The sequence below is a fragment of the Tatumella saanichensis genome (assembly GCF_000439375.1).
Lineage (GTDB): Bacteria > Pseudomonadota > Gammaproteobacteria > Enterobacterales > Enterobacteriaceae > Tatumella > Tatumella saanichensis.
Genome location: NZ_ATMI01000012.1, coordinates 79215 through 96966, shown reverse-complemented (window position 1 = coordinate 96966; position 17752 = coordinate 79215). Strand labels below are relative to the sequence as shown.

The following is a 17752-nucleotide window of genomic DNA, read 5'->3' as shown; positions in this document are numbered from 1 at the left end:
TTTAATTCTTATGACCCCGGCGTTAACCACGCCGGTTTTTTTTATTTCTGTTTCTCCCACTAGTCACTTCTCGGTGAAAGGTGATTTCCCCGCCGTCTAAAAATCCGTATAATCCGCGCCCATGCCCGCAGGTACACAACCAGGACCTTAATCGCCGGTATTCCGGCAGTGTGAACAGACGCTATGAATCAGACAGATACCAGAAAAGATACCCTCGAATTCAATAAACTCCAGAAACGTCTGCGCAGAAATGTTGGCAATGCTATTACCGATTATCAGATGATTGAAGAAAATGATGTGGTGATGGCCTGTATGAGTGGTGGCAAAGACTCGTTTGCAATGCTGGATATTCTGCTCAGCCTGCAAAAAGTGGCGCCGATTAACTTTAGCGTGATTGCGGTCAACCTCGATCAGAAGCAACCCGGCTTTCCGGAGCATATCCTGCCGGAGTATTTCGAGCAGTTGGATATTCCTTACTATATCGTCGACAAAGACACCTATTCGGTGGTTAAAGAGAAGATCCCAGAAGGGAAAACCACCTGTGGGCTGTGCTCACGCCTGCGTCGTGGAACCCTCTACTCGTTTGCGGAAAAAATTGGTGCCACCAAGATAGCCCTGGGCCACCACATGGATGACATCGTTGAGACGCTGTTCCTCAATATGTTCCACGGTGCAAGGATGAAAGCAATGCCACCGAAACTACGTTCTGATGACGGTCGTAATGTGGTGATCCGCCCGCTAACCTATTGTCGAGAAAAAGATCTCATCCGTTACGCCGACCATAAAGCCTTCCCGATCATCCCTTGTAATCTCTGTGGTTCACAGGAAAACCTGCAGCGTCAGGCGATCAAAGCGATGCTGACGGGTTGGGATAAAAAAGAGCCGGGCCGCGTTGAGAGCGTGTTTAAATCATTGCAACATGTTAGCCCGAGTCAGTTGGCGGACCGCGAGTTATTTGATTTTGAAAACTTGCCACTCGACCGTGAAGGCGAGCGGGAAGCCTATGGGTTCAGTGAGGCGACAGTCTCTTCAACCAATATCGATCACTCTTTATATATCGATATCACTAATCTTTAACCCTCCAACGCCTGCCGATCGGTAGGCGTTATTTCCGCATTACTGCGGGCATTTTTCTTAGCCATCGTGTTTAAATCGTAAAAATAAGTAACAGATATCGACCCGCAGCCAGCACTATCATATTCTGTGGACTCACCCGACTATCCTCCCGGAGCCCGATGAATGAAAAGTGCCGCATTATTGCTGGTGGCAGCCAGCCTGTTTCTCTCTGCTTGTAGCAGCCATAACAACGATGATAATGACCCGCCACAACAGGCCACTGCAGCACACATTCAGCCGGTCGTGATGTCTTCTGTCGCGGAAACTAACTGCGCCGATGCCGGGGGGAGCCTCGCCTATGCGCGGCAACTGGATGGCAGTCGTATCGGGATGTGTCGCTTGATGAATGGTAAACAGTGCAGCGAAACGGCATTGATTAGTGGTAACTGCGCCCGCTAAACAGGGCGCATTCCTGTTTTGCGGTTAGGCTGTCACTTGATTAACGCAGTGGTGACCGGCCGCTAATTGCTGCAGGTTTTCCAAGGTGGTGGTGGCAATCGCTTGCAACGCCTCGTGGGTCAGAAAGGCTTGGTGGCCGGTGAATAGCACGTTATGACAGGATGAGAGGCGACGGAAGATATCATCCTGGATCACCTCATTGGAGTTATCTTCAAAGAAGAGATCGCGCTCGTTCTCATAAACGTCCATCCCCAACGCGCCAATTTTTCGCTGTTTGAGTGCGTCAATGGCTGCACCTGAATCGATCAGTCCGCCGCGGCTGGTGTTAATGATCATCACTCCTGGCTTCATTTTACTGAAGGCGGCACTGTCCAGCAGGTGATGGTTCTCTGGTGTCAATGGGCAGTGCAGGCTGATCACCTCTGATCCCCGCAGCAGTTGATCCAGGCTGGTATATTCCGCTCCGACTTCACGGGCCTGTTCTGACGGGTAAGGATCATAAGCCAGTAGGCGCATGCCAAACCCTTTGAGGATCTTCAGTGTCGCCACGCCAATTTTCCCAGTACCAATCACACCGGCGGTTTTACCGTGTAACGTAAATCCGGTGAGACCTTCTAGAGAAAAGTTAGCTTCGCGGGTACGTTGATAGGCGCGGTGAATATGCCGGTTCAATGCCATCATCATACCGATAGCATGCTCAGCGACGGCTTCGGGAGAATAGGCTGGTACTCTCACTACGCTTATCCTTTCGCTGGCCGCTGCGTTAAGGTCGACATTGTCAAAACCGGCACAGCGCAAGGCAATATAGCGTACGCCCAGGGCCGCCAGTTCACTCACTACATCGGCCTGACACTGGTCATTCACAAAGATACAGATAGCGTCAAAACCGGCGGCATTTTTCGCGGTCTGTTGGTCGAGTTTGAAGTCGAAAAAGGTCAGGAAAAAGCCGAACGGCTGATTCGCCTGTAAAAGAGACTGCTGGTCATACTGTTTACTGCTGTAAACCGCGATCTTCATAGCTAAGCTCCGGAGTAATGGCAGGGAATGATCAGTAACAGGACTAAAGATCAGGGTATTTTTCTGTAAAGTGATATGAAATATCTGAGCCCAGTTAACTATAATGCCCAGATAATCTCAAAACGGAATCATTAATTCATTTAACTAAACATCCACCGACGGGAAACAGGTGCTAATGTGAAGATAGGCAAACGAAAGGGAGTTCTGATTTCGGCCGCCGTGCTGACAGCAGTGGCGGCGGGGCTGATACTGACGCCCCGTTGGTGGCTGCCAACGGTAGCTGGCCGCTTTCTGCCTGCTGGCAGTAGCTTAGCATGGCAGGGAAATGTACATTGGCAGCATGGTCAATTGCAGTTGCCGGATATCCATTTTCTCTATCAGCAGTGCCAAGCTGTGAAAATTACAGGGTTGGCGCTTGGGTTTCGCCAGTCGTTGTGGCAGGTAAGCGCCACCGGTGTTGCCATCGATAGTGATTGTTTAGCACAGATGCCGAGCGGTGAGCCGAGCAGCCAGCCTCTCAGCCTGGCGCAGTGGCAGCAGAAGTTGCCCGACGGACATTACCGCGTCGATCACTTGTCTGTTTCTTCTCAGCCCGCACTGGACGGGCAGTTGACCCTGTCCAGTCAAGATGGGGTGCAGACCCTGATGTTGGACGGCGAACAGCTACAACTGACGGCAAACCTTAAACAACAGCAACTGCAGATCACTCGATTGAACTACGCGTTAGTCGGCAGTAACCCCATCAGCCTGCAGGGGTCGCTGACCCTCGATGGCGACCCCACGCAATGGCCGTCGTCAGGAGATCTGCAAGCAGGGGTATATATTGCGGGGATCCCGCTGATGGCTACCCTACAATGGCAACAGCAACAGCAACAGCAACAGCAACAGCAACAGGGACAATTGATCGTCAGTCGCCGCGATGATAAGCAGCGTTTGCTGACACTGCCGTGGAGCGTCAATTCGCAACTGATTGCTGTCAGCGGGGGACAGTGGCAGTGGCCTTATGGCGATCAGCCCTTAAAAGGGGGTATTGCACTGAATGCGGCAAATTGGCATCAGGGGTTGGAGAATACCCTGTTCAGCGGACGGATGAATATTCTGACTGCTGGCAAAGGGGGGAAGGGGAATGTGGTTTTGAGCGCTGGGCCAGGAAAACTCAGTCTCAAAGACAGCAGTCTACCACTGCGCCTCACCGGTACCGCTAACAGCTTAGCCTTGCAGTTTTATGCTGGACTGCCAGCGCTGTTAAGTGGCCCACTAACTTCTCCAAGTATCCGTTTTCAGAGCGGAGCCTTATTACGGATGCGTGGTACTTTGCTCGACACCCTGGAAGTGGATGAAGCCCGCTGGCCGCTGGCAGGTGTTCATCTGTCCGCCGAAGGCGTTAACGGACCGCTACAGGCCATTCTACAGGTACATAACCGTGACTATGGCCGTTATCGACTGCAATTGGCCGGCCAAGCTCGAGATTTCTGGCCGGATAAGGGCGATTGGCAATGGCGCTACTGGGGACGTGGTCGGCTGACACCTTTGCGGGCCAATTGGGATCTGCAGGGGACTGGGCAGTGGCAAGGTCCGGTGATCACCCTGCAACGCTTATCGACCGGTTTTGACCAGATCCGTTATGGTAGCTTGCATGCCTCGGCGCCACGTCTGACATTGACCCGTCCACTGGTATGGGATCATAGCCAAACCTCACCGGCCCTGAATGGAGCCTTTGAATTTAGCTCGCGCACCACCGGCTTCAGCTATGGGGGTAAACTCCCCCCGCTGTGTCTGCCGTTTACCGTCAGTGGCCAGGACCCCGATCATTTTCAGTTGCTTGCCAAACTGTCTGCGGGGGATATCGGGCCACTGACGGTTCGAGGACGCTGGGATGGTCGTCGGTTACGCGGCCAAGCGTGGTGGCCATCGCAGCCACTGGAAGTGTTCCAGCCGCTGATCGCCCCGAATGTGAAACTGGCGATCACTGGCGGTAAAATGCGGGCGCAAGCCGCCTTTTCACTGTCTGCGAAAGACGGGTTTCAGGCCGGGGGATTATGGGTGATCCGCCGCGGGGCGGCTGCTACCCCGGACAATCAGTTGCAAGGCGTCAATTTTTCTCTGCCGTTTCGCTATCGTCAGCAGCGCTGGCAATTCGGTTATAATCAGCCGGTAAAGCTGACCATTGACCGAGTAGAAAATAGCTTCGGCTTAACCGATGTCACGGCGGATCTTCAGGGCTATTATCCGTGGAGTCAGCGGGCACCGCTACGACTCACCGGTGTTAGCACCGGTGTTCTGGGGGGCTCGGTGAGTTTGGACGAACTTAGGCTACCCCAGCAGCGAGCCGCGCTGTTACGGGCCGACCATATCAGTCTCAGCCGGTTGGTCACTGCATTACATCCTAAACAGATTGCCATGTCCGGCACCATTCACGGCGAGTTTCCACTGTGGGTCAATGATCCGCACTATATTATCCGTGACGGTAAGGTTCGTAATGACGGGCCGTTAACCCTCAGGATCGATAAACAGTTGGCGGAGTCTATTGCAGGGCACAGTATTGGCTCCGAGGTGGTCAGCGATGCACTACGCTATATGGAAATCAGCCGAACTGCTGCGGATGTGGTGCTGAAAAGTAATGGCGACTTGACGATGCACTCTGCCGTTCAGGGTGCCAGCCGTTTCGGTGAGCATACCCAACAGGTCGTGGTTAATTATCATCATCAGGAAAACATATTTATGCTCTGGAAGAGCCTCAATTTTGGCAGTAATTTACAGTCATTATTATCACGTAACTTGAAATGGCCTGCGGCGGGAGAGAAATGATGAAAATAACCATCTCAGCGGCGGTCTTGTCCGGCGTGGTATTACTGAGCGGCTGTATTCCGCGTATTGAAGTCACTCCGCCCTCGAAACCGATCACCATCGATATGAATGTGAAAATCGATCATCAAATCACGGTGAAAGCGGATAAGAATGTTGAGCAGTTACTCGAAAACTCTGATGAGAGTGGCAAATGAAGGCATGACACAGAGGGATGCAGACGGCCTGAGACAGGCCGTCTGCACGGACATTAGGCTGCCAGTACTGAGTCGATAGCAGCTTTGGCGTCGGTGGTCGCTTTGGCAGCAACTTCTGGACCGTAACCGTAACCTTCAGCGAACACAAAGTTCACGTCACTCATTCCCAGGAAGCCGAGGAACAGTTTCAAGTAAGGGGTCAACAGGTCTGCTGGCGTATCCTTGTGTACACCACCACGGCTAGAGATCACTAATACGCGTTTACCTTTGATCAGGCCTTCTGGACCGTTTTCGGTATAGCGGAAAGTCACACCAGCACGGGCGACCAGATCGAAATAGGTTTTCAGCTGTGTTGAGATGTTGAAGTTGTACATCGGCGCGGCGATAACAATCACATCATGGGCCTGCAGCTCTTCGATCAGCTGGTCAGACAGCGCGAGTGCTTCTTGCTGACGGCTGTTCAGTGGGGTGTCTGAAGGGCGCAGGGCACCGACCAATTCACCGTCCAGTACTGGGATAGGATCGACTGCTAGGTCACGAATAGTGACAGTGTCACCTTTAGCAGTCGCTTTCTCTGCATAATAATCTGCCAACTGGCTAGACTGAGAATAACCGGCCAGAATACTTGATTTCAGAACGAGTACTTTGCTCATTACATTTTTCCTATCATTGGGGCGGTACAACCGCTGAATGTTGTCACTTTACGGCGCTTCGTGCGCAGAGAAAAGCTGATAATTTCGAGATCTATATTCGAAAAAACTGAATAAGATCACTGGGCTGCTTGCTGCCGCAACCGGTACGCGCTGGCGGCTGATATGTTACAATAACAGTCATTGCAGACAACCGGTGCGAAAATCTCGGTCGCCGGTCTTTTTGTCCTATCAAATCAAGGTAACACACGACTATGTCATCTGAGGATCGTTCATCCCTGTCACTTCTCCGCCAGCGCACTGAGCCACTGATTTTGCGCGACCGACAGCAACTGCGGCGCAGGCTGTCCGGTGCCGAAAAGGTGAAAAATCCGCAGGCCCTTGCGGAGATAATCCAGAAGATTGAACAGGACATCAGCGCGGCAGAACAGCGGCTTGCCGTACGTCTGGCGTCGGCTCCGGCGGAGATTACTTTCCCAGATAACCTGCCGGTCAGCCAGAAACAACAGGCGATTGCCGAGGCCATCAGTCGCCACCAGGTGGTGATTGTTGCTGGGGAGACCGGCTCCGGTAAAACCACACAGATCCCAAAAATCTGTATGGCCTTGGGGCGCGGTAACCGTGGTGTGATCGGGCATACTCAGCCGCGGCGACTGGCGGCCCGAACTGTCGCGGCCCGTATTGCAGAAGAGATGAACAGCGTTCTGGGAGAGGTGGTCGGCTATAAAGTCCGCTTCAATGATCAGGTCAGTGATAATACTCGCGTCAAACTGATGACCGACGGGATCCTGCTGGCAGAGATCCAGCAAGACCGTCTGTTAATGCAGTACGATACGCTGATTATCGATGAGGCCCATGAACGCAGCCTGAATATCGATTTCTTGCTCGGCTACCTGCGTGAACTGCTGCCGCGTCGTCCTGACCTGAAAGTGATTATTACCTCTGCCACCATCGACCCGCAGCGCTTCTCGCGACATTTTAATAATGCGCCGGTTATTGAAGTGTCTGGGCGTACCTATCCGGTAGAGGTACGTTACCGTCCGGTGGTCGAAGAGAGCAGTGATGGCGATCGTGACCAGCTACAGGCCATCTTCGACGCGGTCGATGAATTACTGCAGGAACCGCCTGGGGATATCTTGATCTTTATGAGCGGTGAACGAGAAATCCGTGACACCGCCGATGCCCTCAATCGCCGTGAGTTACGCCATACCGAAGTGCTGCCGTTATATGCCAGGCTCTCCAACGCGGAGCAGAACCGCGTGTTTCAGTCACACAGCGGCCGTCGCATCGTGCTGGCCACCAACGTGGCCGAAACCTCTCTGACCGTGCCAGGTATTAAGTATGTGATTGATCCAGGTACAGCCCGTATCAGCCGCTACAGCTATCGCACCAAGGTACAGCGTCTACCCATAGAGCCGATCTCACAGGCGTCGGCGAATCAGCGTAAAGGACGTTGTGGTAGGGTTTCCGAGGGGATCTGTATTCGTCTTTATTCAGAAGATGATTTTATTAATCGCCCAGAGTTTACCGATCCGGAAATTCTGCGGACCAATTTGGCCTCGGTGATCTTACAGATGACTGCGCTGGGGCTGGGAGATATTGCTGCTTTCCCGTTTGTTGAAGCCCCAGACAAACGCCATATCCAGGACGGGGTCCGTCTGCTTGAAGAGCTTGGCGGTATTTTGCCTGCCTACGAAGGGGCATACAAATTGACGTCATTGGGCCGTCAATTGGCACAGTTACCTGTCGATCCACGACTGGCCAGGATGGTTCTGGCGGCCCAGGACACTGGCGCGGTACGTGAAGTGATGATCATTACCGCCGCGTTATCGATACAGGACCCGCGTGAGCGACCGGTGGATAAACAGCAAGCCTCTGATGAAAAACATCGTCGCTTTGCCGACAAAGACTCAGATTTCATGGCATGGGTCAATCTGTGGAATTATCTGCAGGAGCAGCAACAGCAGTTAACCGGTAACCAGTTTCGCCGTCAGTGTCGCAGCGATTACCTGAATTATCTGCGGGTACGGGAATGGCAAGATATTTACACCCAGTTACGCCAAGTGGTGAAAGAGTTACGCCTGCCGATCAACAGCGAACCGGCACCTTTTCGCGAGGTCCACACGGCACTGCTGTGCGGGTTATTGTCCCATATCGGCCAGAAGGATGTCGAAAAGCAGGAATTTACCGGCGCTCGTAACGCACGTTTCTCTTTATTCCCAGGTTCGGGGCTGTTTAAAAAGCCCCCTAAATGGGTAATGGTGGCGGAGCTGGTGGAAACCAGCCGCCTGTGGGGACGGGGTGCGGCACGTATCGATCCCGAGTGGATTGAACCACTGGCAAAACATCTGGTGAAAAATCATTACAGTGAGCCGCACTGGTCTAAATCCCAGGGGGCGGTTATGGCTTCTGAAAAAGTGACCCTCTACGGCTTGCCAATTGTGGCCGCACGCCAAGTGAACTACGGACGCATTGACCCGCAGTTATCCCGTGAGTTGTTTATCCGTCATGCCCTGGTCGAAGGCGACTGGCAAACCCGTCACAGCTTTATGCGAGAGAATCGTAAACTGCTGGCGGAAGTTGGCGATCTGGAGCATAAATCACGGCGTCGCGACATCCTGGTGGATGACGAAACCCTGTATGATTTCTATGATCAACGTATCGGCCAGGAAGTAGTGTCGGCTCGGCATTTTGATCAATGGTGGAAACTGGCCAGTCGGGAGCAGCCCGATCTGTTGAGTTTTGATAAACAGATGCTGATTAAGGAAGGGGCTGGCAAGGTTAGCCGTCTCGATTACCCGGACTTTTGGCAACAGGGCAACCTTAAACTGAAATTAAGCTATCAGTTTGAGCCAGGTACTGCCGCGGACGGCGTAACAGTACATATTCCGTTGCCGCTGTTAAATCAGGTTGAAGACAGTGGTTTTGAATGGCAGGTGCCAGGTATCCGCCGTGAATTGGTGATCGCCCTGATTAAATCCCTGGCTAAACCGTTACGGCGTCACTTCGTGCCTGCGCCCAACTATGCCGAAGCCTTCCTGCAACGGGTGACTGACACCAGCAAACCGCTTACCGATCAGATTGAGCGTGAGTTCCGTCGAATGAGTGGCGTGACCATTGAGCGTGAAGACTGGCAGTGGGAATCGGTACCGGCTCACCTGCGTATGACGTTCCGCATCGTTGATGAGCGTAATAAGACCTTAGCTGAGGGGAAAGATCTCACTACCTTGAAAGCCTCCCTGCAGGACAAAGTGCAGGAAACTCTTTCGGATGTGGCAGATGACGGTGTTGAACAGCAAGGTCTGCATATCTGGAGCTTCGGGGATCTGCCGCAGCAGTATCAGCAGAAGCGGGGCAACTACCAGCTTCAGGCCTGGCCTGCACTGGTGGATGAAAAAGACAGTGTGGCGATCCGCCTGTTTGACAGTGAAGCCTTGCAACAAAAAAATATGTGGCGTGGTCAGCGTCGTTTGCTGTGGCTGAACATTCCTTCGCCGGTGAAATATCTGCATGAGAAGCTGCCTAACAAATCCAAGTTGGGTCTCTATTTCAACCCCTATGGCAAGGTGACCGACCTCATTGACGACTGTATCTCCTGCGGGATCGATAAGCTTATGGCCGAACACGGTGGCCCAGCGTGGACCGAACAAAGGTTTAATCTGTTACGGGAGGCGGTCCGTGCGCACCTTAATGAAACGGTGGTAGCCATTGCCATTCAGGTAGAAAAGATCCTGACTTGCGTGTTCCAGATCAACAAACGTCTGAAAGGTAAAGTCGACATGAACCAAGCACTGGCCCTGTCGGACATTAAAACGCAAATGGCGGGTTTGGTGTATCGTGGCTTTGTGACCGGTAATGGCTGGCAGCGGCTGGCGGATACGCTGCGTTACCTGCAAGCGATTGAACGGCGACTGGATAAACTGCCTGTTGACCCACACAGTGATCGCGCGCGAATGTTAAAAGTACAGCAGGTGACTCAGGCGTGGCAGCAGTGGTTGAATAAGCTGCCGGAAAAGAACCGTGACGACGAAGATGTGCTGTCGGTGCGCTGGATGTTGGAGGAACTGCGGGTCAGTCTGTTTGCACAGCAATTAGGGACACCTTACCCGGTTTCTGAGAAGCGTATCCTGCAGGCGATGGAACAGAAAAGTTTATAATGGACAGTGGGCGGTGAGCCATTCGCTCACCGCCGCCATGATCACTGCGGAGTCATATTCTTCAGGTTTTGGTAAAACGAGGTCACCGCAATGGCACGGTTATCGGCACGGTAGCGGTCTTTCGCGGCCGGTGCTGAGCTTTGTACTGCAATGACCTGCCAGCCATCAGGGGTGTTGAGTAACAGCGGCGAGCCGCTGTCACCGGGCAGGGTATCACAACGGTGAGATAACACCGCTTTCTGCGCCCAACCAGTGATGTGGCAATCCTGATGTGCATATAGGTTATCAAGATGATCTGCTGGGTAGCCAGCTTGCGTCACAGTATTACCGGTGGCTTTCAGGGCATCAATTAAGTCACTGCGACTGCCAGAAAAGAGTGGCAACGGGGTGATGGCAGATGGCGGATTACGGATAATCACAATCCCGTAATCATAAGGGGCTGCGGAGGCAGGAACAATCCAGCCTTCCCCATCCGCTTTTAGCCTGCGGGCTAGGGAAGGTTCCACCTTGGCATCGATATCATGGATCTCATAACGCCAGCCTTTTGCGCCTGCCATAAAGCGGATAGCTACCGGCGGGTCGAATTTACCAGGCGGCGTCAGCAGACAGTGGCCTGCAGTGAGGGCAATATGCGCTGAAATCAGTGTAGCTGTGCAGAGGTTACCGCTGTCTGTCTCCAACTGACCAATCGCATCCCAAGGGGCTGCGGTAATATCAGTGATCGCCTGGCGGTGATCATGGCCGAAAAACAGGGTTTTAATTTCCGCAGCAGTTGGCGTGTCATCATCATCGTCATCAGCGTGAACCTGCACGCTGAAACAAAATAAGCTTAAAACAAGTACAGTCAGCAGGCGCATAGCTCTCTCAACGGCAGGAAGTCTGTAGATAAAGTGTGGGGCACGACCTGTAATATAGTCGTTGTTTTCAGGAAAAGGGAGAAAAATTGAATGTTTACCGGACTGGAGGATCAGATAAAAAAGCTGCCAGCGACGACACCGCAGAGAATGACACTGACCAGAATGATTTCGAAGCGGAAACGTCGCATCATAAGGGTGGCTCCGGGAAACAAACACCCGGCCTTAACCGGGTGTTTTCGATGATGTTGACGCATTGTCAGAAAGGGTACTGACCGGTCAGATCACTAATTAATTAGTTAGCTGCTTTAGTTGCTGCGGCTTTGTGAGCAACTTTTTTGTGATGATGCTTTTTAGCGGCCTGAGCTTTCTGAGCAACAGCTTTGTGAGCTACTTTTTTGTGGTGATGCTTTTTAGCAGCCTGAGCTTTCTGTTCTGCAGCCGCTTTCTTAGCAACTTTTTTGTGGTGGTGCTTTTTAGCAGCCTGTGCTTTCTGTGCAGCAGCCGCTTTCTTAGCCGCTTTTTTGTGGTGATGCTTGCGCTTGTGCTTATGAGCAACGTGTTTTGCAGTTGCAGCAGGAGCAGCTGCTGGAGCAGTAGTGGTCGCCGCCGGAGCAGGAGTAGTAGTAGTCTCTGCAGCGAAAGCAGCTGAAGACAGACCCATAGCAGCGGCAACTACCAGTGCAAATAACTTTTTCATTGCAAAATCCTCGAATTCATTTTCATTTAATAGCCCACTGCGGGGCCGGTGAAGTCACTATAGGAGAATAAAATCGAAGCGTCCGTTGCTGATTAGTATCGGCGTGTAACGGAATGTACAAACGGGGAAGGTGGAGGATTTTCCTGTCCGGCAGGGGTAAGAAAACCACTGCCGAACAATGAGTTAACCTAGGTAACGCTGTTCTAGGTGGCGACGGAAATAGTGCGGGTTGAGCGCTTCTCCGGTAGCTTTTTTGAATAACTGTTCAGTACTGTACAGACTCGCATGCTGCCAGATATTTTCCTTAAGCCAGTGGTTAACTGCCCGTGTATCTCCGTCATGAATTTGTGCTGGCAGCTCCGGGATCTGCTGTTGGGCACTGGCAAACAACTGTGCGGCATACATGGCGCCTAGAGTATAGGTGGGGAAGTAGCCAAATGCCCCGTCGGTCCAGTGAATATCTTGCATGCAACCGTCACGAAAATTTCCCCTGCTGTCAAGACCGAGATAATGTTGCATCTTCTCGTCCCACAGTGCAGGGATGTCCTCGACCTCGATCTCTCCTTCGATCAGTGCCTGCTCGATATCATAGCGCAGCATAATGTGGGCTGGATAGCTGACTTCATCGGCTTCGATACGAATGAGACCTGGTTTGACCTGTTGGGCGATACGGATAAAGTTCTCAGTTTCTAGTGCGGCTTGATCGCCGAAGGCCGAGACAATCTGTGGCCGGATAAAAGTCAGAAACTCGCGGCTGCGGCCAATCTGCATCTCCATAAACAGGCTTTGCGATTCATGGACCGACATGGAACGTGCTTCACCGGCGGGTTGACCGGCCCAATCACGGGGCAGGTTTTGCTCATAGCGGGCATGGCCGGTCTCATGGATCACCCCCATCAGTGCGCTTAGCATCAGGTTTTCATCGTAACGGGTGGTGATGCGCACATCTTCGGGGACGCCGCCACAGAACGGGTGGGCACTGATATCCAAGCGACCATGATTGAAGTCGAAACCCAGCACTTCCATGGCTTTCAGGCCTAGGGCTTTTTGCGCGGCTTCAGGAAAACGTCCCTCTACCGGTAAGGTCGCCTCTGCAGACTGCTTTTCGGTAACCTGTTTGAGCAGGCCCGGCAGCCACTGTTTGAGCTCATTAAAGACGCGATCTAAGGTTTGGCGGTTCATACCCGGCTCATAGAGATCCAACAGCGCATCGTAGCGAGAAGTACCCGTGGCTTCTGCACGAATATCTGCTTCCCGACGACTCAATGTCACCACTTCCCGCAAATTGGCAGCAAATCCCTGCCAGTCATTGGCGGGGCGCTGGCTGCGCCAGGCGTGTTCACAGCGCATACCGGCGATCGATTTGGCTTCCACCAGCTCAGCCGGTAATACTGAGGCATGATGGTAATGGCGGTTCATTTCCCGTAAGTTAGCCTGTTCAGCTTCTGTCAGCGACAGACTGGCAGCAGCAGAAAGCAGGGCAGGCATATCAGCATCGGTCAGTAATTGATGGCGGATCAGACCCAGTTCAGAAAGGGCTTCGCCACGGGCCTGGCTTCCTCCTGCGGGCATCATAGTCTGCATGTCCCAGCCGGCAATTGCCGATAGATGACTCAAGCGTGATAAGCGTTGGAAGCGCTGACAAAGTTGTGTATAGGCATTATTCATCTCTGTTTCCCGGCAAACTGATAAGGGTGGAAGGCGTCTCTTTTGGCGGTATAACGGGCCAGCAGAAACGGACACAAGCACCGCCCAACGGACTACTGTCTATAGCGACCTGACCGCGGAAGGCTTGGGCAATGGAGTAGACAATCGCCAGTCCTAGGCCGCAACCGCCGGTGGCGCGGTCTCGGCTTGGGTCTAGGCGGACAAATGGCTCAAAGACATGTTCACGCTCTTCCGGCGGAATACCTGGACCGTCATCCTCGACTTGCAATATCCCAACGGGACCATCAAACCACAGGCTAACACGTAACCGCTGTTCGGAATAACGCAGCCCGTTGTTGACGAGGTTATCCAGAACCCTCTCCATCAGCCGCAGGTCGGTATAGCCACGATTTTGCTGTTGGGGAATATCCATTTCAATATTGTGATCCGGGTGGAGAGAGCGGATATCGTCAACACGTTCTTCCAGCCAGTGGGCCAGATCGATATCCTGAAGTTTCATTTCCACTTCTGGTCGGTCCAAGCGCGCATAGGTGAGCAGCTCTTCAATCAGCCCTTCCAATTGGCCGATATCACGATTCAGGGCGGCGGCCTCATTTTCGGTGAGGTTATCACTCATTTCCAGCCGATAGCGCAGACGTACCAGCGGGGTTCGTAGCTCATGGGCAATACCATCAATCAGCTGTTTTTTACTGGCCACTAGGACCTTGATATTTTCCGCCATCTGGTTAAAGGCAATGCCAAGGCGATACAGGCTAGAGGTGGAGTCAAAGCGGGTGCGGGCGTCTAAATCCCCTTGGCCGAATTGCTGGGCGGTGCGCTCTAGGCGCTGCATCTCTTTCCAGTGGGGGCGCATCCAGATAAAAACGGGCAATGCCAGCGACATGCCGATAAAGGCTAACAACGCAATGTCCAACAGTCGCATCTGGTGCAGGAAAAACAGGTACGGGATCGGGCCTACCGACAGGACGTAATGGCTGCGCGGGATGTGTTGTAAAAAGGTATATTGATCGTCTAGGGCGACAATCTCTCCGGCGCGTAAGCGGCGCATGTCCGCCGGGTCTAGGTCGTAACGGGTAATTGGCTCAATATGCAGTTTAAAGGAGAGGTTGAGATCTAGGTTATCGATGGTTTTGTTCCAGTCCCGCGGTGGGATCTCTCGTAGCTCGCTGCGCATCAGGTACAAAGAACTGGCCATCAGGTCATTCATCGACTGCCGGCCAGCCCGTTCGGCGGTCATTTTATAGACTAGACCGACCAGTAGTGTCATGACCAGGAAGCAGACAAACAATAACAGGTAAAACTGGATAAAGAGCTTTTTCATTAGGAGTGGGTATCCCAAGCTTGCGGGGCAAACAGGTAACCTTTATTGCGAATCGTTTTAATGCGGTAAGGTTCAGTGGCATTATCATGCAGCTTCTTGCGCAAACGCGAAATGGCGACATCAATACTGCGATCCATTCCATCATAGCTGACGCCGCGCAGGGTCTTGAGTAAAGCATCCCGATTAAGGATTTTACCGGCATGGCTGGCAAGTTCCCATAGTAAATCAAAGTCCGCGGTGGAGAGCGGGATCACTTCATCCGCCAGTGTCACTTCACGGTTCAGCATATCTATCGTTAGAGAACCGAAACGAATCAGCCGCGCAGGTGCTGTACTTAGGGTAGTTTCCTCGGTATGCGGGATCTGCTGTGACTGTCTAAGATGCAGGCGAAGACGTGCCAGTAAGACAGCGGGTGGGGTGGTTTTTAGGATATAGTCGTTTGCCCCCATCTCCAGTGCCAAAATATGGTTCATGTCACTGTCTAGGGACGTCAGCAGTACGATCGGTCCGTACCAACGGGTACGCAGGTCACGACATAAGGTCATGCCGTCTTTGCCGGGTAGCATAATGTCTAGCATGACCAGATCGGGCTGTTCGCGAAGGATCGTCTCCTCAGCACGGTCTCCTCTGGTTTCGACGACTACCTCATAATCATGTTTTCTAAGGTAAGCGGCGATCAATTCGCCAACCTCTGGTTCATCTTCCACATAAACTATTCTATTCATAGTTAACAATAATTATTTGTATTTAACATGAAAATAACTTTCATCAATTATATCTGATACGTTAGCACGAAAAAGATATCACTAACTGGTGTATTCCCTACATAATATGCCATTATTATTTTTGTAAACTGGTTGCCGAAGGAACGAATCGACAAAGGGGGTTGAGTGTCTGATGATAAATTAGCCTCAGGCGGAGCGGATAGGTGCATCTGCTTTAATTACAGCGATTATTTGTCCTCATCCTGTAAAAAACACTGGAGTTTTGTGGATGCGATTTACGGAGTGTTGCCGGTGTTTGGTATGGTGACCCGTAAAAACCCTCGCCACCAAGTCAGCGATGCGGAACACTTCAAAGCCATGGCGCTGCAGATTATCTCCACCCAGGTCAGCGATGAAATTAATATCGCCCGTTTGATCACCCTAGCTGAGCAGCAAAAAATTGTTAGCTTTGAAATTCAGCTTCCTTATCCGTTGTCAGAACTGCAGTTAGCCGGTATTCATGAAGAGTATCGCAAACCTCTGACGCTCAGACAATCCGGAGATTGTCTGAGTATCATCCTTCCGTGTAACTAATGGCGTCATAAGAACGGCGCTTGAGTCAGGGCGGTGGCTGTCCCAGCAACGACCAGCACCGCGATCAGAACTTTATCACTACGGCTTAAAGGCAGCGGTTGTGGGGCCATATAACGGGCAGCGAAAAACAGCAGCAGTCCCGGCGCATACAGCATCAGCGACATCAGCAGATTTACCGGCCCAGAAGCATATAATAGCCAGACACCGTAAGCAGATGCGGCTAGGGCCACCATCAGGGAAGAACTAACGCCCTGATGACGCACGGTTTTCATCAGAAATAATCCCACCAGCAAGTAGGGCACCAGCACCATCTCTGAGGCGATAGTCAGCAGATTATTATAATCTGCATGGGTAATGCCGATAATCAGCAGACAGAGTTGCACACTGCCATTGGTTAGCCATAGCGAGGCAGAGGGTGCATTAACGCGGTTTTGCCGTGCGATGATCCGTGGAAAGGTATCGGTCTGCGCCGCCAAAAAGGGGATTTCAGCCGCCATAATTGTCCAACTGAGGTAAGCACCGCTGACCGACAATACCAGACCGGCAACAATGATCACTGTGCCCCAGTGGCCAATCATCGACTCCATTAGTCCGGCCATTGACGGATTGTGCATCACCGCCAGTTGCTGACGGGGAACAATACCCAGCGACAGCAGAGTCACTAACAGATAGACCACCAACGCTGCCAACACTGCCCATAGGGTTGCTCGCCCCACATCTCGGCGGTCACGAGCACGGGAGGAAATCACCACAGCCCCTTCGACGCCAATAAATACCCATAGGGTGATCAGCATTGTCTGTTTGACCTGTGACCAGACTGGCATCCCGAGGCTGATACCACGAAAATCATGAATAAAGTTATCTGCGTGAAAAGCGAATACCGCTAATACCACGAACAGGCCGAGGGGCACCAGTTTACCCAAGGTGGCCAGTAAGTTAATGGCAGCGGCGGTTTGAATGCCGCGAAGTACCAGAAAATGCACTAGCCACAGCAGCAGTGAGGCCCCGATGATCGCCGGCCAGGTGTTGCCGACCCCAAACACGACCCGACCTGGGACATCGGTGAAGAAGCTGAGGGCCGAAAATACAATCACTAAGTATGAAACGTTGGCGATTACCGCACACAACCAGTAGCCCCAGGCGGAACAGAAACCGATCACTTCGCCGAAACCGTCCCGAGCATAGGTGAAGATGCCGCCATCCAAGTCTGGACGCAAGCGGCTAAGCAGTAACAGCGCTAGAGCCAGAAAAATAATGCCGGCACCGGTGATAAGCCAGCCACAGATCAAGGCTGCTGGGCCGGCTACCGCCGCCATATTTTGCGGCAGACTGAATACGCCAGCACCCAGCATCGAACTGAGGACCAGGGCGGTTAAGGCTCCAAAGCCTAATTTTTTCTCTGACATGATGTTCTCAGATATTCTGCGGATATTCGATCTTAATACCAAAAACAGCTATCTGCTGTTTATGAGATAGCAGAAGCTGCTGACAAAATGATTTCCATTGGTTTGAATGACCAAAGAAACAGGGCGGGGATTTTACGGAGTCATTGCAGGGAACGCAATGCGAA

Annotated in this window: 15 protein-coding genes; 6 read left to right on the top strand and 9 right to left on the bottom strand. The window is 52.3% G+C overall.

The genetic code is table 11. The features are described from left to right. Positions 1-183: 183 nt before the first annotated feature. The gene (gene ttcA / locus DW47_RS0106130) at positions 184-1077 is read left to right on the top strand and encodes a tRNA 2-thiocytidine(32) synthetase TtcA (RefSeq protein WP_029685513.1); all 894 of its coding nucleotides are present in this window, start codon (positions 184-186) and stop codon (positions 1075-1077) included. 162 nt (positions 1078-1239) lie between these two features. Then, complete coding sequence (locus tag DW47_RS0106125; RefSeq protein WP_029685512.1) at positions 1240-1515, top strand: putative hemolysin; 276 nt, start codon at positions 1240-1242, stop codon at positions 1513-1515. Positions 1516-1539: 24 nt separating this feature from the next. On the opposite strand, the gene DW47_RS0106120 is transcribed toward DW47_RS0106125, so the two are convergent. Beyond that, positions 1540-2532 (bottom strand): 2-hydroxyacid dehydrogenase, encoded by a 993-nt coding sequence (locus tag DW47_RS0106120; RefSeq protein WP_029685511.1) that lies wholly within the window; start codon positions 2530-2532, stop codon positions 1540-1542. 177 nt (positions 2533-2709) lie between these two features. Here DW47_RS0106120 and DW47_RS0106115 point away from each other — a divergent pair, with 177 nt between their 5' ends. Next, complete coding sequence (locus DW47_RS0106115; protein ID WP_029685510.1) at positions 2710-5340, top strand: YdbH family protein; 2631 nt, start codon at positions 2710-2712, stop codon at positions 5338-5340. Then, the gene (locus DW47_RS0106110; RefSeq protein WP_029685509.1) at positions 5340-5534 is read left to right on the top strand and encodes a YnbE family lipoprotein; all 195 of its coding nucleotides are present in this window, start codon (positions 5340-5342) and stop codon (positions 5532-5534) included. Before DW47_RS0106115 ends, DW47_RS0106110 begins: the two co-directional genes overlap by 1 nt. 53 nt (positions 5535-5587) lie before the next feature. Here the strand turns inward: DW47_RS0106110 and DW47_RS0106105 are convergent, their stop codons facing one another. After that, entirely contained in the window at positions 5588-6187 is a 600-nt protein-coding gene (locus DW47_RS0106105) for an FMN-dependent NADH-azoreductase (RefSeq protein ID WP_029685508.1), read from the bottom strand. 251 nt (positions 6188-6438) lie between these two features. Here DW47_RS0106105 and hrpA point away from each other — a divergent pair, with 251 nt between their 5' ends. Next, the gene (hrpA, locus tag DW47_RS0106100; protein ID WP_029685507.1) at positions 6439-10341 is read left to right on the top strand and encodes an ATP-dependent RNA helicase HrpA; all 3903 of its coding nucleotides are present in this window, start codon (positions 6439-6441) and stop codon (positions 10339-10341) included. A 41-nt stretch (positions 10342-10382) separates the two neighbouring features. Here hrpA and DW47_RS0106095 read toward each other — a convergent pair whose 3' ends face one another. The 6 genes from DW47_RS0106095 to rstA all read right to left on the bottom strand — a co-directional run bounded on the left by DW47_RS0106095 (position 10383) and on the right by rstA (position 15609). Continuing rightward, on the bottom strand, positions 10383-11198 hold the full coding sequence (locus DW47_RS0106095) for a trypsin-like serine peptidase (RefSeq protein WP_029685506.1): 816 nt from the start codon (positions 11196-11198) through the stop codon (positions 10383-10385). Positions 11199-11308: 110 nt separating this feature from the next. Beyond that, positions 11309-11386: a small membrane protein YdgU gene (gene ydgU / locus DW47_RS17935; RefSeq protein ID WP_479650930.1), complete on the bottom strand. Its 78-nt coding sequence runs from the start codon at positions 11384-11386 to the stop codon at positions 11309-11311. Positions 11387-11490: 104 nt separating this feature from the next. Further along, positions 11491-11895, bottom strand: coding sequence for an acid resistance repetitive basic protein Asr (gene asr, locus DW47_RS0106085; protein ID WP_029685505.1), 405 nt, complete (start codon positions 11893-11895; stop codon positions 11491-11493). A 183-nt stretch (positions 11896-12078) separates the two neighbouring features. Continuing rightward, on the bottom strand, positions 12079-13563 hold the full coding sequence (locus DW47_RS0106080) for a carboxypeptidase M32 (protein ID WP_029685504.1): 1485 nt from the start codon (positions 13561-13563) through the stop codon (positions 12079-12081). Then, positions 13556-14884: a two-component system sensor histidine kinase RstB gene (rstB, locus tag DW47_RS0106075; protein ID WP_029685503.1), complete on the bottom strand. Its 1329-nt coding sequence runs from the start codon at positions 14882-14884 to the stop codon at positions 13556-13558. The genes DW47_RS0106080 and rstB overlap by 8 nt, the downstream gene beginning before the upstream one ends. Next, on the bottom strand, positions 14884-15609 hold the full coding sequence (gene rstA / locus DW47_RS0106070) for a two-component system response regulator RstA (protein ID WP_029685502.1): 726 nt from the start codon (positions 15607-15609) through the stop codon (positions 14884-14886). Before rstA ends, rstB begins: the two co-directional genes overlap by 1 nt. Positions 15610-15774: 165 nt before the next feature. Between rstA and DW47_RS0106065 the strand changes: the two genes are divergently transcribed. Continuing rightward, entirely contained in the window at positions 15775-16182 is a 408-nt protein-coding gene (locus tag DW47_RS0106065) for a hypothetical protein (protein ID WP_029685501.1), read from the top strand. A 5-nt stretch (positions 16183-16187) separates the two neighbouring features. On the opposite strand, the gene DW47_RS0106060 is transcribed toward DW47_RS0106065, so the two are convergent. Further along, a complete protein-coding gene (locus tag DW47_RS0106060) occupies positions 16188-17588 on the bottom strand; it encodes a basic amino acid/polyamine antiporter (protein ID WP_029685500.1) in 1401 nt (466 codons plus the stop codon). Positions 17589-17752 lie beyond the last annotated feature (164 nt).

What these genes read in the sequence shown, in the direction of transcription:
- ttcA (WP_029685513.1), top strand. Translation starts at nt 184, where the DNA reads ATGAATCAGACAGATACCAGAAAAGATACCCTCGAATTCAATAAACTC.
- DW47_RS0106125 (WP_029685512.1), top strand. Translation starts at nt 1,240, where the DNA reads ATGAAAAGTGCCGCATTATTGCTGGTGGCAGCCAGCCTGTTTCTCTCT.
- DW47_RS0106120 (WP_029685511.1), bottom strand. Translation starts at nt 2,532, where the DNA reads ATGAAGATCGCGGTTTACAGCAGTAAACAGTATGACCAGCAGTCTCTT.
- DW47_RS0106110 (WP_029685509.1), top strand. Translation starts at nt 5,340, where the DNA reads ATGAAAATAACCATCTCAGCGGCGGTCTTGTCCGGCGTGGTATTACTG.
- DW47_RS0106105 (WP_029685508.1), bottom strand. Translation starts at nt 6,187, where the DNA reads ATGAGCAAAGTACTCGTTCTGAAATCAAGTATTCTGGCCGGTTATTCT.
- hrpA (WP_029685507.1), top strand. Translation starts at nt 6,439, where the DNA reads ATGTCATCTGAGGATCGTTCATCCCTGTCACTTCTCCGCCAGCGCACT.
- DW47_RS0106095 (WP_029685506.1), bottom strand. Translation starts at nt 11,198, where the DNA reads ATGCGCCTGCTGACTGTACTTGTTTTAAGCTTATTTTGTTTCAGCGTG.
- ydgU (WP_479650930.1), bottom strand. Translation starts at nt 11,386, where the DNA reads ATGCGACGTTTCCGCTTCGAAATCATTCTGGTCAGTGTCATTCTCTGC.
- asr (WP_029685505.1), bottom strand. Translation starts at nt 11,895, where the DNA reads ATGAAAAAGTTATTTGCACTGGTAGTTGCCGCTGCTATGGGTCTGTCT.
- DW47_RS0106080 (WP_029685504.1), bottom strand. Translation starts at nt 13,563, where the DNA reads ATGAATAATGCCTATACACAACTTTGTCAGCGCTTCCAACGCTTATCA.
- rstB (WP_029685503.1), bottom strand. Translation starts at nt 14,884, where the DNA reads ATGAAAAAGCTCTTTATCCAGTTTTACCTGTTATTGTTTGTCTGCTTC.
- rstA (WP_029685502.1), bottom strand. Translation starts at nt 15,609, where the DNA reads ATGAATAGAATAGTTTATGTGGAAGATGAACCAGAGGTTGGCGAATTG.
- DW47_RS0106060 (WP_029685500.1), bottom strand. Translation starts at nt 17,588, where the DNA reads ATGTCAGAGAAAAAATTAGGCTTTGGAGCCTTAACCGCCCTGGTCCTC.